The sequence below is a fragment of the Streptomyces sp. NPDC036813 genome (genome assembly GCF_055609245.1).
This window is the reverse complement of sequence record NZ_JBVJPV010000011.1, coordinates 85,014-106,963: the sequence shown is the minus strand read 5'-3', so window position 1 is coordinate 106,963 and position 21,950 is coordinate 85,014. Positions and strand designations below refer to the sequence as shown.

The window sequence follows — 21,950 nt, the reverse complement described above, 5'->3', positions numbered from 1 at the left end:
GGAGTCCGCGGCGGAGGGGCGGAGCCTAGGCGCGCGTGGCGAGCCGCAGGTCGATCCAGAGGTCGCTCTCGCCGTCCAGGGTGTAGCGGTCGGTCTCGACGAAACCGCGGGCCCGCGCGAACCGCAGTCCGTCGGTGTTGGCGGCGAGCACGCACGTCTCGACGGTCCGGGCGCCCCGCATGCGCGCGTGCCGGAGTGCGTCCTCGTACAGCGCGGTGCCGATGCCCTGTCCGCGGTGCGGGGGCAGCACGCGCGCGATGACCGTCGCCGCCCCGTCCTGCGGCGGCCGTACGGTGGAGCAGCCGACGAGGACGCCGTCGAGGTAGGCGTTCGCGAGCCGGTGGCGTTCCAGCCGGTCGCGGGCCTCGTCGGGGGTCATCGCGGCGGGCGGGACGATCACGTTGTGCACGTGGCGCCACTCGTGAAGCATGTCGCCGTCGGTCACCGTCTCGATCCGCAGTCCGGTGTGCCCCGTGTCCCTGGTCATGGCGGCAAACGCTAGGCGACGGGCATGGACACGTCCATCGGATACCGGCATCGGAGGCGGGGCCGTCCCGGCGACGCGGCACGGTTGTCAGTGGGATCCGGCAGAATTGACACCAGGGCCAGCGCACGCGCCGAAAGTGCCGTCGAGCCTTCGGCAGATCTCATCGAGGGGCACGTATGTCCGGACTGATCGACACCACGGAGATGTATCTCCGCACCATCCTCGAGCTGGAGGAGGAAGGTGTGGTCCCCATGCGCGCCCGGATCGCCGAGCGGCTCGACCAGAGCGGGCCGACGGTCAGCCAGACGGTGGCCCGGATGGAGCGGGACGGCCTGGTGTCCGTCGCCAGCGACCGGCATCTGGAGCTCACCGACGAGGGTCGCCGGCTGGCCACGCGCGTGATGCGCAAGCACCGCCTCGCCGAGTGTCTGCTCGTCGACGTGATCGGCCTGGAGTGGGAGCAGGTCCACGCCGAGGCGTGCCGCTGGGAGCACGTGATGAGCGAGGCCGTGGAGCGCCGGGTGCTGGAGCTGCTGCGGCACCCGACCGAGTCGCCGTACGGCAACCCGATTCCGGGCCTGGAGGAGCTGGGCGAGAAGGACGGCGCCGACCCGTTCCTGGACGAGGGCATGGTGTCCCTGGCCGACCTGGACCCGGGGACGGAGGGCAAGACGGTCGTCGTGCGCCGTATCGGCGAGCCGATCCAGACGGACGCGCAGCTGATGTACACGCTGCGCCGGGCGGGCGTGCAGCCCGGTTCGGTCGTGAGCGTGACGGAGTCGGCGGGCGGGGTGCTGGTGGGCAGCGGCGGCGAGGCGGCCGAGCTGGCGGCCGACGTGGCCTCGCACGTCTTCGTCGCCAAGCGCTGACTCCGGCGGCGCCGGGCGCCGGCCGGCAGCGCCGGGGCTGAGCTCCTCGGGCGCGCGTGGGACCGAGCCCCGTTAGCTCCAGGAGTGCCGGTGGCGCCGAGCGTCGAGTGCTGTGCTGAGATTCGCCAATCGCAGCGCGGCGCCGCCCTCGCGTGCGAGGCTGTCGCGGGGAGGTCCGCAGCCGAGGGGGCGGGAAGATGCGCCGCATTCATGGGGAGGGCCCCGGCGCCCATGGGCGCCGGGGCCTGTCCTCCCCTGTTCTGACCCGGAGCCCCGAGCTCTCAGGGTCATTCCCCTCGGACCGGTTTCCCCGAGCGGTCCGCCTCCCGTTGAAGATCTCCCCTTGGCAGCGCCGATCATTCCTTGAGCGAGGTCACTCGAAGGAGGGGTGTTGCCCGCGGAGAAGCCTATTTTCGAATACCCATTCGATAGTCTGCGGATGAACGGGTGACGGAGGCCGAACCGGGGCTGACGGGGCAGCGACACGGTGCGGCGGCAACGGCAGCGACAGCGCGGAGCGTGGGGGGTGCCAGATCCAATGGTGCGGCGTATCGACGTGACCGGCGCGGGCGGCGTACGCCTCGCGGCCTGGGAGTTCGGCGATCCTCCCAAGGGTGATTCCCCCAAGGGTGATCCCCCGAAGGCCGACCCGCCCCAGGGTGATGCTCCCAAGGGCGACCCGCCCCGCCAGGAGCCGAGCGGGCCGGCCTCCGCGCCCGGCGTGCTGTTACTGCACGGCCTGATGGGCCGTGCCGCGCACTGGGCGTCCACCGCCCGCTGGCTCTCCGAGCGGCACCGCGCCGTCGCCCTCGACCAGCGCGGGCACGGCCGGAGCGAGAAGCCCCCGCAGGCCGCCTTCACCCGCGAGGCGTACGTCGAGGACGCCGAGGCGGCACTGGAGCAGTTGGGCCTCGGGCCCGCCGTCATCGTCGGCCACGCCATGGGCGCGCTGACCGGCTGGCAGCTCGCCGCCAAGCGCCCCGACCTGGTGAGCGGCCTCGTCATCTGCGACATGCGGGCCTCCGCGCTGGGCGCGGCCTCGCAGCGCGAGTGGGGCGACTGGTTCCGCTCCTGGCCCCTGCCCTTCGCCACGCTCGCCGACGTCCGCAAGTGGTTCGGCGAGGACGATCCCTGGGTGGAGCGCCCCAACCCGGCGCGCGGCGCGTTCTACGCCGAGGTCATGCAGGAGACCCCCGACGGCTGGCGCCCCGTCTTCGACCCGGAGCAGATGCTCAAGTCCCGCGAGACCTGGGTGTACGACGCGCACTGGGAGGAGCTCACTCAGGTGCGGTGCCCCACGCTCGTCGTGCGCGGGCTGGACGGTGAACTGGGGCGGGCCGAGGCGCAGGAGATGGTGCGGGTCCTGCCGCGCGGCGAGTACGCGGAGGTGGCCGACGCCGGCCACCTCGTCCACTACGACCAGCCGCAGGCCTGGCGCTCGGCGATCGAGCCGTTCCTCGAATCGGTGCTCGGCGTGTAGGCCCGCCGGCGGAGAAGGCGGTGCGTCCCCCCCCCCCCCCGGGGCTACCCCTTGCTCACCGCCGTCAGGATCTCCGGCAGGCGCGCCGCCGTGCGCGGCGCCGCCAGCCGCAGGCCCAGCCAGGTGATCAGCGCGCCGTACACCGCGCCCAGCGGCAGCAGCAGCCAGCCGGCGTCGCCCGCCTCGCCGGTGACGTTCAGCCAGATCGTGGCCGCGATGACGGGCGCGCACAGCAGGGCCGCCGCCACCATGCCGCCGAAGATCGCGATCCAGGCCAGGCCGGTCTGCCCCGGGACCACGTTCTTGTGGCCCTCCTGCGGAATGGAGTAGGGGAAGCGGGCCGACGTCCACGCGCCCGTGGCCAGCATTGCGCCGAGCAGCGCCAGCGACAGCCCCAGCGCCTCGGGCAGCCGGCCCCAGTCGCCGAGCAGGGCCGTCGTCACCACGGTCACCAGCGTCGCGTACGGCAGGGTCACCGTCAGCAGTGCCAGCGCCCGCCCGCGCAGCTCGACATAGGCGTCGCGCGGGGAGGAGATGGTCATGGCGACCATCCAGAAGGCGGAGGTGTCCTGCCCGAACTGGTTGTACATCTGGATGCCGAGCATGCCGGCCGCGAAGCACGCGAAGTAGATCGAGCCGGTGCCCTGCACCGCGTTGAACACCGGCACGATCAGCCCGATCGCCAGCGAGGTCACCCAGGCCGCCTTGGTCTTCGGATCGCGCCAGATGTAGCGCAGGCTGCGTCCCATGACCGTCCCGGTGCGCCCGGCGGGCAGCAGCCGCGCGAGCCCCCGCGAGGAGCCGCGCTCCCGCCCGGCGGGCTCGCCGGCCTGCAGGGTGGACGCGTCGGGTGCGGTCATCAGCTTGGTCAGGGTGCGCGCCCACACCGCGACCAGCGCCGCCAGCCCGCCCGCGCTGACCAGCAGCTGCCCGGCCGCGACGCCGTACGCGCCGGTGCCGGCGGAGTGCACCGCGCCGAGCGCCGACGCCCCGGGCAGCCAGCGCACCACGGCCGCCGCCGGGTCCAGCTGCCCCAGCCCGGCCCTGCCCAGCCGCTGCGCGCCGAAGTTGACCACCTGCGCCCCGACGGCGATCACCAGGCCGCTCAGTACCGCGAGATCGCGGCCCTTGCGGCTGGTCAGCAGCCGGACGTTGGCGGCCGCGACCGCCCGCGCCAGCGCCACGCACACCAGCAGCGCGAGCGGTACGGCGACGACGGCGACGGCGTACGCGGCCGCCCCGTGCGCCACCGCGATCGCCGACCCGACGAGCAGCAGCAGCGTGAACAGCGGCCCGATGCCCACCAGTGAGGCCGCGAGCAGCGCCCGCACCAGCGGCCGCGGCCGCAGCGGCAGCATCACCAGCCGGGTCGGGTCCAGCGTCTCGTCCCCGCTGGGGAAGAACAGGGGCATCACCGCCCACCCCAGGGTCAGCACCGCGACCAGCAGCACCACCAGGGAGACGGCGTGGGCGTGGCCGCGCAGCATGATCAGGCCGAGCAGTTGCAGCGTGGCGAACAGCAGGGCGAGAACGGCCGAGGCGATGTACGCGGCCCGCCGCCCCCCGGACTGCCGCAGCCCGTTGCGCAGCAGCGACAGCTTCAGCCGTACGACGGTGGCGGTCACGTTCGTCATCGTCCGCCGCCGCCCAGCCAGTCGAGGTCGCTCCCGGTGTCCCGGCCGCTCGCGCCGACCAGTTCCAGGAACGCCTTCTGCAGGGTGGGCGCCGCGCCGCGCACCTCGGCGAGCGGGCCCTGCGCCCGGATCCGGCCGGCGGCCATCACGGCCACCCAGTCGCACAGCGACTCCACCAGTTCCATGACGTGGGAGGAGAAGACGACGGTCGCGCCGGAGGCGGTGTAGCGCTCCAGGACGCCCCGGATGGTCTGCGCGGACACCGGGTCGACGCCCTCGAACGGCTCGTCCAGGAAGAGGACTTCGGGATTGTGCAGCAGTGCCGCCGCGAGTCCGATCTTCTTGCGCATACCGGTCGAGTAGTCGACGACCAGCTTGTGCCGGCTGCCCGCCAGATCGAGTACGTCGAGCAGTTGCCCCGCCCGTTTGTCGACCTCGGCGCCGGGCAGTCCGCGCAGCCTGCCCGTGTACGCCAGCAACTCCTGCCCCGACAGCCGCTCGAAGAGCCTCAAGCCCTCCGGCAGCACCCCGATCCGCGCCTTCACCTGCACGGGGTCGCGCCACACGTCGTGTCCGACGACCTCGACGGTTCCCTGATCCGGCCGCAGCAGCCCGGTGACCATGGACAGCGTGGTGGTCTTCCCCGCCCCGTTCGGCCCGACGAGCCCGATGAACCGCCCCGCGGGCAGCTCCAGATCGATGCCGCCGACGGCGACCTGCTGCCCGAACCGCTTCCAGAGCCCCTGCACGCGAACAGCGGCCGGCCGGTCCCCTTCTGTTCCCTCCGTCATGAGAGAACCGTAAGGGGAGGGGTGGGATCAGCGGTCCCGCCCGCACGCATACGCAAGCGGTGACACCAGTTCCTCCACATCCGGCAGCCACCGATTGGCCGGGGTGGGCCGCCGGGCCCACTGAACGGCACCCCGCGTGCCGTGGCGCGTGGGCGGCGCGGCGACCCAGGAGCCCTCACCGAGCGCCACCAGGTCCAGCGAGGACACCGACCAGCCCAGCTTCCGCACCAGCTCCGGAAGCTTCGCCACCGCGCCCGGCAGCACGAAGAAGTGCATCCGCCGGTCCGGGGTCAGCGTCACCGGGCCGAGCGTCAGCTCCATCCGCTCCATCCGCGCCAGCGCCAGGAACCCGGCCGTCTCCGGGACGGACAGCGCGTCGAACGTGCGTCCCGTCGGCAGCAGAATGGACGCGGCCGGCTGCTTCTGCCACATCCGGCGCGCGACCGTCGCGCTGCCCGTCGCCTGCGTCGCCCAGTCCTCGCGCGCCGGGTGTGCGCCGGGTGCGGCGCACACCGGGTCGCCGCAGGAGCAGACCTGCACCCCGTCGGCGGCCTCCAGCCAGGCGCCGGGGAACACGTCCCAGTGGCGCTCCTCGGCGTAGCGAACTGCGGCTTCCAGCAGGGTTTCCCCGCGCTGCTCGGGGATCTGCGCGGCTTCGGTGCCCGGGATCGTCTCTTCCACGTGGAACTCAACTCCCGCACCCATCTCCGGTTACGGGATGCATCGCGCGCGGGGGAGGAGCATCGATTCGGCGTCCGGGGCGCATGGGTGCACAGGCGGGGGCGCGCGGAAGGTTCGACGTGGTGAGCGGGTAACCACGTGGGGGCGGCATCCGCCGTTACCCCGGCAATCCGCCCATGCCTCGCATTTTCGGTATGTCCGCTGGGCATTGATCTTCACGGCCGGATCTTCACGCCGCCCGGCGACTCGCTCGACGAGTGGAGAAGGCCATGGAAGACACGTCAACTCGGTGCACGGGCAGGCACCGCAGCCACAGGGGGTAGTGCCAATGGCCGCAAGGCCTCTCGTCGCGCGGCAGCCGAACGAACGGCTGCAGGCGCTCATCCAGGAAGCGGGCTGCTCGAACGCCGGGCTCGCCCGCCGGGTCAACATGTGCGGCGCCGAGCACGGACTCGATCTGCGGTACGACAAGACGTCGGTGGCGCGCTGGCTGCGCGGACAGCAGCCCCGGGGACGGGCGCCGGCGATCATCGCGGAGGCGCTGGGGCGCAAACTCGGCCGTACGGTCACGATCGACGAGATCGGCATGGCCAACGGCAAGAACCTCGCCTCGGGCGTCGGCCTCCAGTTCTCGCCGACGGTCCTCGGAGCCATCGAGCAGGTCTGCGAGTTGTGGCGCAGCGACGTGGGGCGGCGCGACTTCCTCTCGGGCTCGTCCGTCGCCGCCTCGGCGCTGGTCGAGCCGAGCCGCGACTGGCTGATCTCGGCGCCCGACGCCCAGGTGGCACGGCAGGCCGGCCCGCGGGTGGGCCTGTCCGACGTGGACGCGGTGCGCGCGATGACGCAGGCGCTGGTGGAGCTGGATCACCAGTACGGCAGCGGGCATGTGCGGCCGGTCGTCGTGCACTACCTCAACAGTGTCGTCTCCGGGCTGCTGGCGGGGTCGTACCGCGAGGCGGTCGGCCGTGAACTCTTCGCCGCGGTGGCCCGCTTGACGGAACTCGCCGGGTACATGGCCGTCGACACCGGTCAACCCGGGCTCGCCCAGCGGTACTACATCCAGGCGCTGCGCCTCGCGCAGGCGGCGGGCGATCGCGGTTACGGCGGATACGTGCTGGCCGCCTCCATGAGCCACCTGGCCGCACAGCTCGGAAACCCGCGGGAGATCGCGCAGTTGGCGCGGGCAGCGCAGGAGGGGGCGCGCGGTCGCGTCACCCCGCGCGCGGAGGCGATGTTCTTCGCGGCGGAGGCGCGCGGGCACGCCCTGCTGGGCGATGTGCGTGCCGCGCACGCGGCGAGCGGTCGCGCGGTGAGCGCCATGGAGGCGGCCGACCCGGCCTCCGGTGACGATCCGGCGTGGATCGCGCACTTCGACGAGGCCTATCTCGCCGACGAGTTGGCGCACTGTCACCGTGATCTGGGCCAGCCGGAGGCGGCCGCGCGGTACGCGGAGCAGTCGCTGGCCGGGCATCCCGTCAGCAGGGCACGGCGCCGGGCCATCGGATACGTCCTGCTGGCCACGGCACAGGTGCAGCAGCGGGAGATCGAACAGGCCTGCGCGACCGGGCTGAAGGCCGTCGAACTGCTGGAGTCGCTGAGATCCAACCGGGGCGCGGAGTACCTGGAGGACTTCTCGCAACGGCTGGAGCCGTTCCGGGAGGAGTCGGTGGTAAGGGAGTTCGGCGCCCGGCTGGACCTGCAGACGGCGGCGTGAACGGGCCGCGCGGGCGCGTGGCGGACCTTGTACAGCGTGCGGGAGCGCGGGTTTGTTACGGGAATCACAGGGAAGGAGGTGCCTCCCTCAGACTGCGTGGCATGGGCATCCGGGGACCCGGTAGCGTGAGCCGACGATTGACCAAGGTCCCCCATTCGTAGGAGTCCCGGTGACGCAGAGTGGACAGGGCGAGGAGCCCTCGGCGCAGCCCGCGCGCGAAGGCATCGTGCTGCCCTCCGACGGCGGCGAGCCCGTGCTGCCGGGCATGAGCGGCCCGGCGCAGGGCCCTTACGCCGGGAATCCCGCCGGGGGACCGTACGCGGGAGGTCCCTACGGCGGCGGCCCGTACGCCGGCGGGCAGCAGGGCGCGGGTGCGCAGCCGGGGCCGTATCAGGGTGCCCCGCAGCCCGGCGCCGCACCCGGCGCGCAGTACGGCGGCCAGGGCGCGGCGGCACCTGCGGGCGGGCAGGCCTGGGGTGGCCCGTGGGGCCCCGAGCAGCAGCCCGGCCCCGCCCCGCAGCAGCCCGGCCCTGCCCCGGCGCCGGACCAGGGATGGTCCGGCGCTCAGCAGTGGCCCCCGGCCGGTCAGAGCGGCGCGGGCCCGCTGCCCGCCGAGGGCACCCCGGCGCCGTACACCCCGGCGCCGTACACCCCGGCGCCCGCCCCGCACGACGCCTACGGCACCCCGCAGACCCACGCCGGCGGCTACGCCCCCGGGACGCCCGGGCAGCAGGCCGGCCCAGGCATGGGCGGCCAGCCGGCGGGGCCCGGGACGACCGGGCAGCTCCCCTCGGGCGGAGCGGCGGTCTCCGCTCATGGTCAGGGCGCGCCGCTGCCTCCTGCCGGGGCTCCCGCTGAGGGTTACGGCGACACCCTCCCGCCCGCGCACAACGCCCCTCTGCCTCCCGCCGCGGGCCCCCTCCCGCCAGCCGACGACGGCGCGACCCAGTACCTGCCGCCGGTGGCCGCTGGTGGCGGCGACGCGGCGACGCAGTACATCCCGCCCGTCGCCGCCCGGTCCGGGGACGACGCGGCGACCCGCCACATCCCTCCCGTCGGCCCCGGCGCGCTGCCGCCCGAGACGTCGGCGGAGGCCACCCGGTTCCTCGGCCGCGCCCCGCAGCACGCGGGCCCGCAGCCCGGCTCCGGCCCGCTGCCGCCCGCCGCCGACCCCGACGCGCAGGCCACCCAGTACATCCCGCCGGTCACGGCGCAGCCCGGCGCGCGACCCGGATACGGCGACCGGCAGCCGCCGGCCGAGTTCGCGGGGCTGTTCCGCGACGAGCCCGCCGTCGCCCCCGCGGCGGCCACCCAGCAGCTGCCCCAGGTGGGCAACCGGCCGGGCGCGCCCCAGCCCGGGTACGTCCCGCCGGCCGGCGGGCGGCGCGGTGCGCGGGACGACGACGGCGGCGCCGGCCGCGGCGGCGGGCGCGGTACCGGTTCGCGGGTGCCGCTGTTCGCCGCGATCGGCGTCGGCATAGCCGTCGTCGGCATCGGCGCGGGCGCGCTGCTCGGTGCGGGCGGCGGCTCCGACGACGCCAAGGACGACGCCCCGGCGAACGTCTCCGCGACGGCCCCCACGAGCGCCGCCCCCTCCTCCGCCGCGCCGGCCGCCGACCCGGCGAAGGAGCAGGCGGTGGCCCTGGACAAGCTGCTCGCCGACAGCGGCAGCAGCCGTGCCGCGGTGATCGCGGCGGTCGCCGACGTCAAGAGCTGCCGCAACCTGGGCCCGGCGGCGAAGAACCTGCGTGACGCCGCCCAGCAGCGCACCGGCCTGGTGACCCGGCTGGCGGCGGTGCCGGTGGACAAGCTGCCGAACAACGCCGCCCTGACCGGCGCCCTGAAGAGCGCCTGGCAGGCGTCGGCGTCGGCCGACACCCACTACGCGGCGTGGGCCGACCAGGTCGCCGGCAACAAGAAGCTGTGTCACAAGGGCAAGGCCGCCGGCACCCCCCAGACCCAGGCCGGCAACCGGGCCAGCGGCACCGCCAGCGTGCAGAAGCAGAAGGCCGCCCAGCTGTGGAACGCGATCGCGCAGCAGTACGGGCTGACCCAGCGGCAGGCCGGCCAGCTGTGAGCCGTCGGCTGTGAGCGGGCAGCGGTGAACCGTCCCGGGGCCGTGGCCGCCGCGGGACGGTTCAGTTCAGGTGCGCGTTCTTCAGGGTGTCCGTCACGTCGACGAAGCCCTGGCGGGCCGCGACGAGCCGGCCGTCCCGGGCGACCTGCAGGGTGACGTCGGTGTTGACCAGGCGCGGGAAGCCGACGGGGGCGAGCTTGCCCGCGAAGGGCCAGCTCAGGGCCGGCGTCAGCCCGCCCGTCGTGACCGACACACCGTCGTCCAGGGCGTGCCGGACGGTGTCGGCGGTCACCTCGCCGCCGCCCAGCGACTCCACGACCTTGCGGAACGCCGTGTAGGCGATGTACGTCGTCTGCACCCCGGCGTCGGCCGGATCGATGCGGTTGTCGGTGAACGCCTGCTCGCTGATCACCTGCTTCATCCCGTCCCAGCGCGGATCGGTGGACACCGGGTACCAGCCGGTGATGTACGACCCCTCGTACGGCCCCGACTTCCCGCCGGAGGCGTCGACGGCGGTCTGGTCGACGCTGCCCATCACCGTGGCCGCGCCCACCTCGGGGTACTGCGCCCGGGTCCGGCGGAAGGAGTCCATGAAGGTGCCCGTGCGGTCACCGAGCGCGGGCACCACGCACCCCTTCTTCCCGGAGTGCCGGGCGGCGTTTTCCAGGGCCTGCTCGGACTGCGCCTCGTACTCGGTGGCGTCCTCGTCGGCCACCAGGTCCCCGGCGTCCGCGTGGCCGCCCGCCTTCAGCCCGGCGTCGAGCAGCGAGGGCAGTTCGTCGCCCGCGATGGTGTCGGGGCGCACCAGCGCCACGCGGCCGCAGCGGGCGGCGAGTTCCCGGCCGAGGCCGGCGAGCAGCACGGGCTGGCCCCCGTTGACCGGGTACGACAGGGGGCTGGTGAACTCGGCGGTGGTGACGCCGTAGCCCCCGATGTAGGGGATGCCGGCGCTCTCCAGCGGCGGGAAGTAGGAGTCGGAGTACTGGCTGTAGGATCCGACGACCGCGACGGCGTGTTCGTTGACCGCGCGCCGGGCGCACTTGGCGGCGGCCACGGTGTCGTTGTGCTCGTTGCAGGTCAGCACCTTGAGCTTGCGGCCGTTGATGCCGCCGTGGGCGTTGACCCAGCGTGCGTAGGCCTCGGCGAAGGCGGGCATACCGGGCTTGTTGGTCGCGGTGGTCTCCATCGGCGCCCAGGTCATGACGGTGACGGGATCGCCCCCGGAGCCCCCCGTGGCACCGGGGATGATCCCGCAACCGGCGGTCAGCGACGCGCACGCCACCGTGGCCGCCGCCGCTGTGGCGGCTCTGGTCAGAGGCCGGGTGGTGAAGGGGAGGACGGTGCTTCGCGTGCGTCGCCTGCCGGTCATGCACACGCACGATTCCGCCACATCACCAACCGGGGAGTGACTCATGGTCAACGGGGGGTGACGGGCAGGTGAATTACGGGGGGCCGGAAGGGCGGCCCGGAAAGGGAACGTACGATCGATGACCGTGCAAGGTTCGGAGAAGTCTTCCCGTCGCGGCCGTCGCTCCAGCACCATGGGCGGCATGCCACACAACGACATGCCGTGGTGGCGCTGGCGCAGCAATGTGCGCTCCGCGCTGCACATGCTCTCCGACCCCGCCTTCCAGCGCGACGTCTGGCTGGCCGGCGTGGACGGCTACGGCGACGTCACGGACGCCGTGTACCGCCTGGTCGAGGACACCTGGCTGGACCACTGGTCCGCCGAGAAGTACGTCGGGACGATCTTCCGTGACTCGCAGGAGGCAGCCCTCGTCGACACCGCTGTGCTGCGCGTGCTGCGGATCATGCACCAGGTCGGCCCGGACGCCCCGGTCGCGACCTACATGCAGCACCCGGAGTGGCCCGAGGCGGTGCGTGCGGCACGGGACGCGCATGTGCGGATGGCGACGAGCGACGGCGACGAACCCGACGCGCCGCCCCGCACCCTGGAGGTGCTGCACCTTCTGACCCGGTCCGCGTGACGGACAGCCCCGCCGCGCGCGGGGCCGGGCATGAGATCCTGTGGTGCATGACCGATCAGTCCGTGCCCGCCGCCGCCGAGGCCGACCAGTACGTCCTCACCCTCTCCTCCCCGGACAAGAAGGGCATCGTGCACGCGGTGTCCAGCTACCTGTTCATGACCGGGTGCAACATCGAGGACAGCCAGCAGTTCGGCGACCACGACACGGGTCTGTTCTTCATGCGTGTCCACTTCTCGGCGGAGGCGCCGGTGACGGTGGACAAGCTGCGGGCCAGCTTCGCGGCGATCGGTGACTCCTTCCACATGGACTGGCAGATCAACCGGGCCGACGAGAAGATGCGCATCGTCCTCATGGTCAGCAAGTTCGGCCACTGTCTGAACGACCTGCTCTTCCGCGCCCGGATCGGGGCGCTGCCGGTGGACATCGTGGCGGTGGTCTCCAACCACACCGACTTCGCCGAGCTGGTGGGCTCCTACAACATCCCCTTCCACCACATCCCGGTGACGAAGGACACCAAGGCGGAGGCCGAGGCCAGGCTGCTGGAGATCGTTCGCGAGCAGAAGGTGGAGCTGGTCGTCCTCGCCCGCTACATGCAGGTGCTCTCCGACGACCTGTGCAAGCAGCTCTCCGGGCGGATCATCAACATCCACCACTCCTTCCTGCCGAGCTTCAAGGGCGCCAAGCCGTACCACCAGGCGCACGCCCGCGGCGTGAAGCTCATCGGCGCGACCGCGCACTACGTCACGGCGGACCTCGACGAGGGTCCGATCATCGAGCAGGAAGTCGAGCGCGTCGGCCACGGCGTCACGCCGGACCAGCTGGTGGCGATCGGCCGGGACGTGGAATGCCAGGCGCTGGCGCGCGCCGTGAAGTGGCATGCGGAACGCAGGATCCTGCTCAACGGTCGACGGACGGTCGTTTTCGCCTAGGCAGGCGGGGCTGCCGCGCCTGCGGGCAGCGGTGGGCCGGCCACGCAGTTCCCCGCGCCCCTGAGGCCTAACGCAGCCCGGCCGGCCGAGGGGGCGCGGGGCTGTGTCGATATGCGGCTCCGCCGCGTGGGCGCGACAGCCCCCGCGATCCGCAGCCGCCGACGAATCCGCACCCACCCCCTACATCCGGCTCAGCCCCGCGACGGCGAGCAGCACATCTCTGATCGCCTCGCGGTCACCCACCTGTCCCGCCGCAGCCTCCGCAGGAGAAACGTGGCCCGCCGCCAACTGGCAGAACTCCACGTCGTCCAGGGCGACATGGGCCACCTCGTGCTCCGCGGAGGCGACCGCCGCCGGTGAGTCCAGCGGGATCAGCCACTCACCCCCGCCCGAGCCCTCGATCTCCAGCCGCAGGCTCCGGCCCGGCCGCCCCGCGGGCACGAGGTGGCGGGTCGCGCCGGACGTGGTCAGCCCCGCCTGCCGCCGCGCCGCCAGCGCCTTCGGCAGCATCCGCGCCGCCAGGTCGATCATGCCGTTCAAGTGCCGGGGTGCGGGCGGGTCGTAGGGGTAGTCCACCGCGTCGGCGATGTCACCGGCGTGCACCCAGCACTCGAAGGCGCGGTCCAGCATCGCGTCCCGCAGCGGCAGTTCGCCCACCCCGTACGGCACTTGGAGCAGGCCGGCGGTGCTGCCGGTGAACGACACGGTGCGCACCAGTTCATGGCTCTGCTCCCGCCAGGGTCCGCGCACCGAGCGGGTGGGCGGGAAGCGCGAGGCGCGCCAGTACGCCTCGGTCCGCTCCGCGGGCGTCGGAGCCTGCGGGGACACGTCCGCGAGCGGGTCGTCGAGGCCGAGCGCCACCGCGACCAGTCCGTCGACGGCCAGCAGATGCGCGATCACCCCGGCGACGGTGGTACGGCGAGTGGTGGTCGCGTCGGCCTCGAACCAGCGCAACCGCACGGGCGCGTGCCACTCGGCGTCCCCGAAGTCCTGCAGCAGCGCGTCCAGCCGCGCCGTCTCGGCGTCGTACGCCCTCGCCCACTCCGGTACCGGGATGCGCGGCGGGCGCCGGTCGAGGCAGCCCTGGAGCACCCGGGTGCGCAGGCCGGGGTCGAGGTCGAGGCTCTCGGGGCGCTGGAGCAGGCCGACGGCCTCGCGCAGCCGGCGTGCCTCGACGGCGCAGGTGCCGCAGCTGCCGAGGTGGTCCTCGACGGCCGCGGTCTCCTCCGGGGAGCAGGCGGCCAGCGCCCACGCCCCGAGCAGCGACTTCAGTACCGGGTGCGGCAGGGCGGGCGGCTGAGCTGCCGGCGGCGGGTCGGGCAGCGGCTGACCGCTGTCCTCGACGGCCGCCCGGGGCAGGGGTATCCGCGGCGGCTGCCCGGGACCGGGCACCCCGAAGCCGCCGTCCCCGCCCCCCGGCCGACCGGGACCCCCGGGGCCGCCGTGGCCGCCAAGACCCCCGGAGTCATCCTTGCCGCCGCCACCGGACCCGCACGCTTCCCCGGAATCCCCTTGCCGGGACTCCCCGGAACCCGTGGGCTCCCAGGGCTGCCCGGCCTCCCCGGCCTCCATGGATTCCCCGGCCTCCATGGATTCCCCTGTCTCCATGGATCCCCCGGACCCCATGAACTCCCCACCGCTTCCGCCTTGCACCGGAATGTCCCCCCAGGCGTCCGTGCCACGCAGCTCCGGTCCGATCCGGGCGCCGGTCATCGCGCCCGTGCCGTGTGCCGTGACCCGGCCCTCCTCGTCGTCGGCGGTGCCGGGCGGGTCCCGGTCGTCGTCGCAGAACGCGAAGCCCTCCGCGTCGCTCACGCGGCACCCCCGTACTCCGGTGGTGCGCCGGGCGTGCCGGCGTCGTGGGCCGTGGACAGCAGTTGCAGGCCGAGGCGGAGCCGGCGGCGGGCCTCGTCCTCGGTGACGCCGAGGTCGGCCGCGGTCTGGCGGTAGTCGCGGCGCTGGAAGTAGGCCAGTTCCAGGGCGGCGCGCAGCGGGGCCGGCATGGCCTGAACGATGTAGTCGGCGCGGGCGGCCACCGAGGCGTGTCGCACCTTGCGCTCCAGCTCGTCGGGGGAGCCGGGCGCCCCTTGGGCGAGCGCCGCGGTCTCGGTGGCCCGCAGCCGCTGCACGGCCATCCGGCGGGTGAGGTCGGCCACCCAGGTGCGCAGCGGGCCGCGCTTCGGGTCGTAACTGTCCGGGTGTTCCCAGACGTGCGCGAAGACCTCGCGGGTGACGCCGTCGGCGGCCCCCTCGTCGCCCAGTACGCGGTGCGCGAGCCCGTGCACGAGGGAGGCGAAGCGGTCGTAGAGCTCGCCGAGGGCTGCCGCCTCGCCGCGTGCCAGCCGCTGCTGCATCTTGCGGTCCCAGCGGGGCGGTGCGTCCTTCTTCGCCATACGGCCCCCTCACCCTGCCCGTGCCCGTCCTCAGCGTGCGCCCACCGACTCCTCGAATGTAGTCGGCACGTCTGACAACGCACGCCCCTTTGTGCCAATGTGCGCCCCCCTCGGGGTCGTGCGTGCTAGGGGCGCCTACCCGGGGGAGCACCCGCGGAACACTGCCGGGCGCGATCGAACAGTATCGAAATGAGATTGAATCCGACTGAAACAAGCCGATATTGATCGGAGCCCGTTTTCAAGGGGGAGTTTCAGGGAAACGCCCGCTGGGCAGCCGCGCTGCGAGGAAGCGTAAGAATTCCTTCCGTTTGGCGAGCGAGGGGCGTGGTGGTGACGTTCAAAGTGACCGACTCGGAGCAAGGGGCGTGGGCCGTGCTCCAGGTGTCGGGCGAGCTGGACCTGATGACGTCGCCGGTGCTGCGCCAGCGGGTGCACGACGTGGTGGCCGAGGGCCGGCACAGCCTCGTCCTCGACCTGTCCCGGGTGCACTTCTGCGACTCCAGTGGCGTGGGTGTCCTCATCGCCGCCCGCCGCCTCCTGCGCTCGTGTCAGGGCCGGCTGCGGCTGGTGCTGCCCGCGCAGGGTGCCGTGGACGGCTCCCACGTCAACCGGGTCCTCGGCGCGCTCGGCGTGCGGCGTCTGTTCGACGTGCGCGCCGACCTCGAGGACGCCGTCGGAGAGGAGCCGCTGTCGGCCTGAGTTGTGAGTCGTTTCACGCCGATTGCCACAGTGTTGTCCCGGTTCTCCGCCGGTCTCGGCACAACCGCCGCCGCCTCCCCGCCGCGCTCGTTCGTGCGTCGTACGCTCGCATGCCGGATGCACCACCCACCCCGACGTAAGGCGGCCGAAGAAGAGATGGTCAGCAGCGAGTACGAGCGTGAGATCGCCGCCCGGTTCGCCACCTTCGACCAGGACGGCAACGGCTGGATCGACCGCGAGGACTTCAGTGTCGCCGCGAAGGCGCTGCTCGCGGAGTTCGGCGTCGCGGCCCGCTCCGACCAGGGGCAGACGCTGTACGCCGGCGCCGAGGCGTTCTGGCAGGGCATGGCCGGGATGGCCGACCGGGACGGCGACCAGCGCATCACCCGCGAGGAGTTCGTCACCTGCGCGGTCAAGCGGCTGCGCGACAACCCGGAGCGGTTCGCCGAGATCGCCCGCCCCTTCCTGCACGCGGCCCTCGCCGTGGCCGACACCGACGGCGACGGCTTCGCCACCGTCGCCGACGCCGCGCGCGTGCTGCGTGCCCTGGGTGTCGCGCCGGAGCGGGCCGAGGTTGCGGCCGCCGCGCTGGACGCGGATGGCGACGGCAAGGTCGGCGAGGCGGAGAGCGTGCCCGCGTTCGCCCGCTGGTTCACGGTGCCGGAATAGCACCGGCGTTCCGGCACAGGGGAGTTGTGTGGCCGGGAAGGCGCCGAGCCATGGCCAAAGATGTCGCGGATCGTGGCAATCCGGTGTCACTGAGCGTCGATACCGGGTTGTGTCCTCGGAGGGGGTCGTCACGGCCCGGAGTCGGCGGTCTGCTCCGGTACCTTGTGTGAGATGCGAGTGGTTCCCGGTACGAGCCATGCCGGTGGTGCCTGTTCGACTCCCCCTGGCGAGCGTCGCACAGTATGCCGCACGGGTACTCCTTCGCGCTGGAATATGCCCGAAGCGCTTGTTGGGGTGACGGTACGTCAACCAAGCTGTGGCATAAGGGTTTCACGTTCCGTGATCCAGGCTCCGGCCATTGTCCTGGCCATGCAGAAAATGGCTACGATCGTGGCTCTCGTCGTCGTGGTGCTCATGTGGCGCGCGGCCATGTGTCCGCCGGTTCGGATGGTGTGAGCGGTGCAGGTGCTTCAAGTGCAGCTGGAGATCCGGCCCGACCCGGCGGAGGTCGGGCGGGCCAGGCGGTGGGCCCGCTCCCGGCTTGCCGGTTCGGGGATAGCGGCCGACGAACCCCTCGCCGAGACGCTGATCCTGCTCGTGTCGGAACTGGTCACCAACGCCGTGGTGCACACCGGCCATCCGGCCGTACTGCGGCTGTCCCTGCCGGGTGTCGCGGCCGAGTCGGCCACGGTGCGTCTCGAGGTGGCCGACTCCAGTGAGCGCGCACCCGTGCCGCGCTGTGTGGACGGCGACGCCACCGGCGGCCGGGGTCTCGCCCTCGTCGACGGACTCGCCGACCGGTGGGGCTGGAGCCGTGAGGGCGCGGGCAAGCGCATCTGGTGCGAACTGGACCGGTGCAGCGCGACACGGGACTCCAGGAGCGTCTGCGGGGGACTTGCGGCGCCGTACGAGGGGCTGGCCTTCGAGGCGGTGTGACCGGCGGGCCCGTGCATCGTGAGCCGCGCGCCGTGATGCCACCCCGCCCCGCCGTGTGATCCCGGGGGAGTTGCTGTGCGCCCGGGACGTGCTTCCGTGTGCGCCCGTGACAAAAAGGGCGTAAGTAATATTTCTCCCTCGTGGTGTTGACGCCGGGTGTCCGTTTGATCACGCTTGTGGGCAGCGATCCGCCGCGAGGGGACGGCGAGGGCGCCGGTGACGGGCGTCCTCGGCGAGTGCGGGTCGTCCGGTTCGGCGGCGGTTCCCCCGAGGGACTCAGGGCGAGGGGGCCGGGGCGGGTACGCCGGAGCCGGCCGACGGCGCGCGGTGCCGTGCTCGGGGCGGGCAGCCGCGCGCCGTCGGCCGTACGAAGCGGCCACTTCTGTCCACAGGCTGTGGACAACTTTTCGGATTCCCGTCCCCGCGCTGACGCGCGACGTCGGCGCGGGCCGTCACCGCGCCGGGCTTGCGCAGGCCCGCCGAACCCATGACGCGCCGTCAGTGCTGACCGGTCAGCGCAGGGCGCCGACCTCGCCCCCGTCGACGCGGGCGCCCGCGGTGCGGAACGTGCGGCGATAGGCGGTGGGGGTGACGCCGACCGCCGCCTGCAGGTGCTGCCGCATCGACTGGGCGGTGCCGAAGCCGGCGTCCCGGGCGACCTGGTCGACGGACAGATCGGTGGACTCCAGCAGGTGCCGGGCCCGTTCCACGCGCTGCTGGGTCAGCCACTGGCCGGGGCTGACACCGGTCTCCTCGCGGAAGCGGCGGGTGAAGGTGCGTACCGACATCGCCTGCTGCGCGGCCATGTCCCGCAGCTGGATCGGCTCGTGCAGCCGCCCCAGCGCCCAGGCCCGCGCCGCGGTCGTGGTCGCCTGCTGCGGATCGGGCACCGGCCGGTCGATGTACTGCGCCTGCCCGCCGTCGCGGTGCGGCGGTACGACCGTGCGGCGGGCCACCTCGTTGGCGACGGCCGTGCCGTGGTCGCGGCGCACCATGTGCAGGCACAGATCGATCCCGGCGGCCACCCCGGCCGAGGTGAGCACGTCACCGTCGTCGATGAACAGCACGTCCGCGTCCACCTCGATCTGCGGGAACAGCCGCTGCAAGCGCTCGGCATCGGCCCAGTGCGTGGTCGCCGGGCGGCCGTCCAGGTAGCCAGCGGCGGCCAGGACGTACACGCCGGTGCAGATGGAGGCGAGCCGGGTGCCGGGGCGGATCAGCGCGAGCGCGGTGGCCAGCTCGTCGGTGAGCACGCCCTCGTCGTACAGCGGGCCCAGTTCGTACGACGCCGGGACGATCACCGTGTCGGCCAGCGCCAGAGCCTCGGGGCCGTGGGGGACGTGCACGCTGAAGTCGGCGTCCGTCTGCACCGGGCCCGGCGGGCGCACCGAGCACGTCACCACCTCGTACAGGGGCCGGCCCAGGGCGTCCTTGGGGCGGCCGAAGATACGGTGCGGGATGCCGAGTTCGAAGGGGAGCAGGCCGTCCAGAGCGAGGACGACGATGCGGTGGGGGTGGAACCCGTCGGCGGAGTCGGCTGAATCCATGGCCCGATCCTAGCGAATGCTGTCCTTCGGGCCACTCGTTCGGTGGTCGCGCACCCAGGAAGCTCTAGACGTGACGCAGACGACCGAAGCACTCACCGCCCAGCAGGAGCCCGTACGGCGGCCACGCATCCACCGCGCGTGGTTCGTCGCCGCGGTCACCTTCGTGACGATCGTCGGAGCGGCCGCGTTCCGCTCCCTGCCCGGCCTGCTGATCGACCCGCTGCACGCGGAGTTCGGCTGGTCGCGCGGCACGATCGGCGCCGCCGTCTCCCTCAACCTCGCCCTGTACGGCCTCACCGCGCCGTTCGCCGCCGCGCTGATGGACCGTTTCGGCATCCGCCGCGTGGTCGCCGCCGCGCTGACCGTGATCGCGATCGGCTCGGGCCTGACCGTGTGGATGACGGCGGCCTGGCAGCTGTGGCTGTGCTGGGGCCTGCTCGTCGGCCTCGGCTCCGGCTCGATGGCGCTTGCGTTCGCCGCGACCGTCACCAACCGCTGGTTCACCGAGCGGCGTGGCCTGGTCAGCGGCATCCTCACGGCCGGGTCCGCCTCCGGACAGCTGATCTTCCTGCCGCTGCTGTCCTGGATGCTGGAGCGCGACCACGACTGGCGGCCCGCCGCCGTCACGGTCTCCCTCGCCGCGCTCGCCGTCGTCCCGCTCGTCTGGCTGCTGCTGCGCGACCACCCGGCCGACGTGGGCGCGAAGCCGTACGGCGCGTCCGCGTTCGTGCCCAAGCCCGCACCCGTGACGGGGGCGGCGCGGCGGGCACTGACCGTGCTGTTCTCGGCGGTGCGCACCGGGCCGTTCTGGCTGCTGGCCGGGACGTTCGCGATCTGCGGCGCGTCCACGAACGGGCTCGTCCAGACCCACTTCGTGCCTGCGGCGCACGACCATGGGATGCCGGTGACGGCTGCGGCGTCGTTGCTGGCGGTGATCGGGGTGTTCGACGTCGTCGGCACGATTGCCTCCGGCTGGTTCACGGATCGGTTCTCGCCGCGGAGGCTGCTGGCCGTCTATTACGCGCTGCGGGGGGTTTCGCTGCTGTTCCTGCCGATGCTGCTGGCGCCGAGTGTGCACCCGCCGATGATCTTTTTCATCGTCTTCTACGGGCTGGACTGGGTGGCCACGGTGCCGCCGACTCTGGCGCTGTGCCGGGAGCAGTACGGGGAGGACAGCGCGATCGTCTTCGGGTGGGTGCTCGCGTCCCACCAGGTGGGGGCCGCGGTGGTCGCCGGGCTGGGGGGAGTTGCCCGGGATGTCTTCGGCAGCTACGACATGGTCTGGTATGCGTCGGGCGCGTTGTGTGCGGTGGCGGCGTTGATGGCGTTGGTGATTCGTCGCGGTGGGGCGGCGCCGGTTGCCGTGTGACGGTTGCCTGCGGCGCCTGGTCGTGTTCCGGCTGCGGGCCGGTGGGGGCTGGTCGCGCCGTTCCCCGCGCCCCTTTTTTGCCTGCGGCGGCCCGTTGCGGTCGCGTCGTGGCGTGCCTGGCGCGCCTACGGCCGGTTTCCACCCCGGCCTCTTCCCGCCGTACGCGGGTGCGGGTCGCCATCGGCTCAGGTGCGGGGTGCCGCGCCGGGGTCGGAGGGGAGACGGGAGACGGTGGTGCCGTCGGCCCGCACGATGGCCTTGGCTATCTTCTCGGCGTCCAGGGACAGTTCGCGGAGCATGCCGCTGATGGGGTTCGTGAAGCCCGTGAAGTACAGGCCCGGGGCGTTGTGCGGGGTGCCGGCGCCGTGGGTGGTCGGGCGGCCGTGGTCGTTCAGTACGCCGAGGTGGCCGACGAGTCCCTCCAGACCGCGGGTGTAGCCGGTGGCGGCGACCACGGTGTCCGGTTCGATCCGGGTGCCGTCGGCGAGCAGGACCTTGCCGTCCTCGAAGCCTTCTACGGCCGCGACGACCTCCACCCTCTTGGTGCGTACGGCGTCGATGAGGCCGACGTCCTGGACCGGGATGGCGCCCTCGGTGACCCTGCTGTACAGGCCGGTGCCGGGGCGGGGCAGGCCGTGGGCGGACAGGTCCGGCACGCTGAGCCGGGCCAGGGGACGGGCGAGCGCGTCCACCAGCGGCACCGGCAGACGCCGTACCAGGACGCCGGTGTACTGGGCGGCCCAGCCGGCCGTCGAGCGGCGCACGATGTGCGGGACGGTGCGCACCGCGAGCCGTACCCGCGCGGCGCCGCCCTCCACCAGGTCGACGGCGATCTCCGCACCGGTGTTGCCGGCGCCGACGACCAGGACGTCGCGGCCGGCGTACGGTTCGGCGTTGCGGTAGCCGGAGGCGTGCAGGAACTCGCCGGTGTAGGTGGCGCGTCCGGGCCAGTCGGGGACGTACGGCGTGTGGTTGAAGCCGGTGGCGACGACCACGGCGGCGCCGGTCAGTTCCCGGCCGCCGGTGGCGTGCAGCAGCCAGCCGTCGGACGTGCGGTCGATGCGCGACACCTCGACGCCGGTGACGATCTCCAACTCGTGGTGCTCGGCGTACTTCTCCAGGTACCGCACCACGTCGTCCCGGGCCACCCAGCGCCCGAACCGGCGGGGTATCGGCAGCCCCGGCAGGGCGGACAGACGGCGGGTGGTGTGCAGGTGCAGCCGGTCGTAGTGGCCGCGCCAGGACGCGCCGACCTGGTCAGTCCTCTCCAGCACGACCGCCCGCACGCCCCGGGCCCGCAGCGCGTACGCGACGGACAGGCCACCGGGGCCACCGCCGATGACGTAGACGGGGTGATCCGCCGGGGATGCGGGGCGCGGGGACGTGGGGGAGTCGGCCATGAGCGCGAGCGTAATCACGCCCGCGTTTGATGGGTCTCGGTCAAGAGGGGAATTGGTTGCGGATTGATCACGCCTGTGAAGATCCGCCCCCCGGGTGTGGTGGCGCCCACCCCGGCCCCGACTCACAGTCGGCCGCAGGCGAGGCCGCAACCGGCCACCGGACGGAAACGGGCCGCCGCAGGCACAAAGAGGGGCGCAGGGAACTGCGCGAGCAACCACAACGAAACCCGTACGGGCCGCCGCAGGCGAACGACCCCCGAAAATCCCAACCCCCCACCCCGCCCCCT

General features: G+C 73.1%; 19 protein-coding genes. 10 read left to right on the top strand and 9 right to left on the bottom strand.

The window, feature by feature from the left end; all coding sequences use genetic code 11:
* Positions 1-25: 25 nt before the first annotated feature.
* On the bottom strand, positions 26-487 hold the full coding sequence (locus ACZ67Q_RS23015; protein ID WP_471185097.1) for a GNAT family N-acetyltransferase: 462 nt from the start codon (positions 485-487) through the stop codon (positions 26-28).
* Positions 488-663: 176 nt separating this feature from the next.
* Here ACZ67Q_RS23015 and ACZ67Q_RS23010 point away from each other — a divergent pair, with 176 nt between their 5' ends.
* Positions 664-1,356: a metal-dependent transcriptional regulator gene (locus tag ACZ67Q_RS23010; protein ID WP_103786168.1), complete on the top strand. Its 693-nt coding sequence runs from the start codon at positions 664-666 to the stop codon at positions 1,354-1,356.
* 538 nt (positions 1,357-1,894) lie between these two features.
* A complete protein-coding gene (locus tag ACZ67Q_RS23005) occupies positions 1,895-2,836 on the top strand; it encodes an alpha/beta fold hydrolase (protein WP_471185503.1) in 942 nt (313 codons plus the stop codon).
* Between the two features lie 44 nt (positions 2,837-2,880).
* Here the strand turns inward: ACZ67Q_RS23005 and ACZ67Q_RS23000 are convergent, their stop codons facing one another.
* Genes ACZ67Q_RS23000 through ACZ67Q_RS22990 form a run of 3 tightly spaced genes read right to left on the bottom strand, consistent with a single transcriptional unit; the run spans position 2,881 to position 5,942 of the window.
* A complete protein-coding gene (locus ACZ67Q_RS23000) occupies positions 2,881-4,470 on the bottom strand; it encodes a transporter (RefSeq protein WP_471185095.1) in 1,590 nt (529 codons plus the stop codon).
* Positions 4,467-5,261 (bottom strand): ABC transporter ATP-binding protein, encoded by a 795-nt coding sequence (locus tag ACZ67Q_RS22995; RefSeq protein WP_471185093.1) that lies wholly within the window; start codon positions 5,259-5,261, stop codon positions 4,467-4,469. The genes ACZ67Q_RS23000 and ACZ67Q_RS22995 overlap by 4 nt, the downstream gene beginning before the upstream one ends.
* A 27-nt stretch (positions 5,262-5,288) precedes the next feature.
* Complete coding sequence (locus tag ACZ67Q_RS22990) at positions 5,289-5,942, bottom strand: bifunctional DNA primase/polymerase (protein WP_471185091.1); 654 nt, start codon at positions 5,940-5,942, stop codon at positions 5,289-5,291.
* A gap of 328 nt (positions 5,943-6,270) precedes the next feature.
* On the opposite strand from ACZ67Q_RS22990, the gene ACZ67Q_RS22985 reads away from it, so the two are divergent.
* Complete coding sequence (locus ACZ67Q_RS22985; RefSeq protein WP_471185089.1) at positions 6,271-7,656, top strand: transcriptional regulator; 1,386 nt, start codon at positions 6,271-6,273, stop codon at positions 7,654-7,656.
* A gap of 169 nt (positions 7,657-7,825) precedes the next feature.
* The gene (locus tag ACZ67Q_RS22980; protein WP_471185087.1) at positions 7,826-9,733 is read left to right on the top strand and encodes a hypothetical protein; all 1,908 of its coding nucleotides are present in this window, start codon (positions 7,826-7,828) and stop codon (positions 9,731-9,733) included.
* A gap of 61 nt (positions 9,734-9,794) precedes the next feature.
* Here the strand turns inward: ACZ67Q_RS22980 and ACZ67Q_RS22975 are convergent, their stop codons facing one another.
* Complete coding sequence (locus ACZ67Q_RS22975) at positions 9,795-11,102, bottom strand: ABC transporter substrate-binding protein (RefSeq protein ID WP_471185084.1); 1,308 nt, start codon at positions 11,100-11,102, stop codon at positions 9,795-9,797.
* A gap of 118 nt (positions 11,103-11,220) precedes the next feature.
* Here ACZ67Q_RS22975 and ACZ67Q_RS22970 point away from each other — a divergent pair, with 118 nt between their 5' ends.
* Positions 11,221-11,721: an SCO4402 family protein gene (locus ACZ67Q_RS22970; RefSeq protein WP_471185082.1), complete on the top strand. Its 501-nt coding sequence runs from the start codon at positions 11,221-11,223 to the stop codon at positions 11,719-11,721.
* Between the two features lie 47 nt (positions 11,722-11,768).
* Positions 11,769-12,650: a formyltetrahydrofolate deformylase gene (gene purU / locus ACZ67Q_RS22965; protein WP_471185079.1), complete on the top strand. Its 882-nt coding sequence runs from the start codon at positions 11,769-11,771 to the stop codon at positions 12,648-12,650.
* A gap of 180 nt (positions 12,651-12,830) precedes the next feature.
* Here purU and ACZ67Q_RS22960 read toward each other — a convergent pair whose 3' ends face one another.
* Together ACZ67Q_RS22960 and ACZ67Q_RS22955 are read right to left on the bottom strand one after the other, a co-directional pair.
* The gene (locus tag ACZ67Q_RS22960) at positions 12,831-14,222 is read right to left on the bottom strand and encodes a maleylpyruvate isomerase N-terminal domain-containing protein (protein WP_471185500.1); all 1,392 of its coding nucleotides are present in this window, start codon (positions 14,220-14,222) and stop codon (positions 12,831-12,833) included.
* Between the two features lie 239 nt (positions 14,223-14,461).
* Positions 14,462-15,043, bottom strand: a complete 582-nt coding sequence (locus tag ACZ67Q_RS22955; RefSeq protein WP_471185076.1) for a sigma-70 family RNA polymerase sigma factor — start codon at positions 15,041-15,043, stop codon at positions 14,462-14,464.
* A gap of 324 nt (positions 15,044-15,367) precedes the next feature.
* Between ACZ67Q_RS22955 and ACZ67Q_RS22950 the strand changes: the two genes are divergently transcribed.
* The 3 genes from ACZ67Q_RS22950 to ACZ67Q_RS22940 all read left to right on the top strand — a co-directional run bounded on the left by ACZ67Q_RS22950 (position 15,368) and on the right by ACZ67Q_RS22940 (position 17,347).
* The gene (locus ACZ67Q_RS22950; protein ID WP_471185073.1) at positions 15,368-15,742 is read left to right on the top strand and encodes an STAS domain-containing protein; all 375 of its coding nucleotides are present in this window, start codon (positions 15,368-15,370) and stop codon (positions 15,740-15,742) included.
* Positions 15,743-15,898: 156 nt separating this feature from the next.
* Entirely contained in the window at positions 15,899-16,411 is a 513-nt protein-coding gene (locus tag ACZ67Q_RS22945; protein ID WP_471185070.1) for an EF-hand domain-containing protein, read from the top strand.
* Positions 16,412-16,885: 474 nt separating this feature from the next.
* A complete protein-coding gene (locus tag ACZ67Q_RS22940) occupies positions 16,886-17,347 on the top strand; it encodes an ATP-binding protein (RefSeq protein ID WP_471185498.1) in 462 nt (153 codons plus the stop codon).
* Positions 17,348-17,859: 512 nt separating this feature from the next.
* Here ACZ67Q_RS22940 and ACZ67Q_RS22935 read toward each other — a convergent pair.
* Positions 17,860-18,894, bottom strand: coding sequence for a GlxA family transcriptional regulator (locus tag ACZ67Q_RS22935; protein ID WP_471185067.1), 1,035 nt, complete (start codon positions 18,892-18,894; stop codon positions 17,860-17,862).
* A 70-nt stretch (positions 18,895-18,964) separates the two neighbouring features.
* Here ACZ67Q_RS22935 and ACZ67Q_RS22930 point away from each other — a divergent pair, with 70 nt between their 5' ends.
* Complete coding sequence (locus tag ACZ67Q_RS22930; RefSeq protein WP_471185064.1) at positions 18,965-20,263, top strand: MFS transporter; 1,299 nt, start codon at positions 18,965-18,967, stop codon at positions 20,261-20,263.
* 185 nt (positions 20,264-20,448) lie between these two features.
* Here ACZ67Q_RS22930 and ACZ67Q_RS22925 read toward each other — a convergent pair whose 3' ends face one another.
* Positions 20,449-21,663: a flavin-containing monooxygenase gene (locus tag ACZ67Q_RS22925; protein WP_471185061.1), complete on the bottom strand. Its 1,215-nt coding sequence runs from the start codon at positions 21,661-21,663 to the stop codon at positions 20,449-20,451.
* Positions 21,664-21,950: the final 287 nt, after the last annotated feature.

Excerpts from the sequence above, each read along its gene's own strand:
- ACZ67Q_RS23015 (WP_471185097.1), bottom strand. The coding sequence starts at position 487 with ATGACCAGGGACACGGGGCACACCGGACTGCGGATCGAGACGGTGACC.
- ACZ67Q_RS23010 (WP_103786168.1), top strand. The coding sequence starts at position 664 with ATGTCCGGACTGATCGACACCACGGAGATGTATCTCCGCACCATCCTC.
- ACZ67Q_RS23005 (WP_471185503.1), top strand. The coding sequence starts at position 1,895 with ATGGTGCGGCGTATCGACGTGACCGGCGCGGGCGGCGTACGCCTCGCG.
- ACZ67Q_RS23000 (WP_471185095.1), bottom strand. The coding sequence starts at position 4,470 with ATGACGAACGTGACCGCCACCGTCGTACGGCTGAAGCTGTCGCTGCTG.
- ACZ67Q_RS22995 (WP_471185093.1), bottom strand. The coding sequence starts at position 5,261 with ATGACGGAGGGAACAGAAGGGGACCGGCCGGCCGCTGTTCGCGTGCAG.
- ACZ67Q_RS22985 (WP_471185089.1), top strand. The coding sequence starts at position 6,271 with ATGGCCGCAAGGCCTCTCGTCGCGCGGCAGCCGAACGAACGGCTGCAG.
- ACZ67Q_RS22975 (WP_471185084.1), bottom strand. The coding sequence starts at position 11,102 with ATGACCGGCAGGCGACGCACGCGAAGCACCGTCCTCCCCTTCACCACC.
- ACZ67Q_RS22970 (WP_471185082.1), top strand. The coding sequence starts at position 11,221 with ATGACCGTGCAAGGTTCGGAGAAGTCTTCCCGTCGCGGCCGTCGCTCC.
- purU (WP_471185079.1), top strand. The coding sequence starts at position 11,769 with ATGACCGATCAGTCCGTGCCCGCCGCCGCCGAGGCCGACCAGTACGTC.
- ACZ67Q_RS22960 (WP_471185500.1), bottom strand. The coding sequence starts at position 14,222 with ATGGAGGCCGGGGAGGCCGGGCAGCCCTGGGAGCCCACGGGTTCCGGG.
- ACZ67Q_RS22955 (WP_471185076.1), bottom strand. The coding sequence starts at position 15,043 with ATGGCGAAGAAGGACGCACCGCCCCGCTGGGACCGCAAGATGCAGCAG.
- ACZ67Q_RS22945 (WP_471185070.1), top strand. The coding sequence starts at position 15,899 with ATGGTCAGCAGCGAGTACGAGCGTGAGATCGCCGCCCGGTTCGCCACC.
- ACZ67Q_RS22935 (WP_471185067.1), bottom strand. The coding sequence starts at position 18,894 with ATGGATTCAGCCGACTCCGCCGACGGGTTCCACCCCCACCGCATCGTC.
- ACZ67Q_RS22925 (WP_471185061.1), bottom strand. The coding sequence starts at position 21,663 with ATGGCCGACTCCCCCACGTCCCCGCGCCCCGCATCCCCGGCGGATCAC.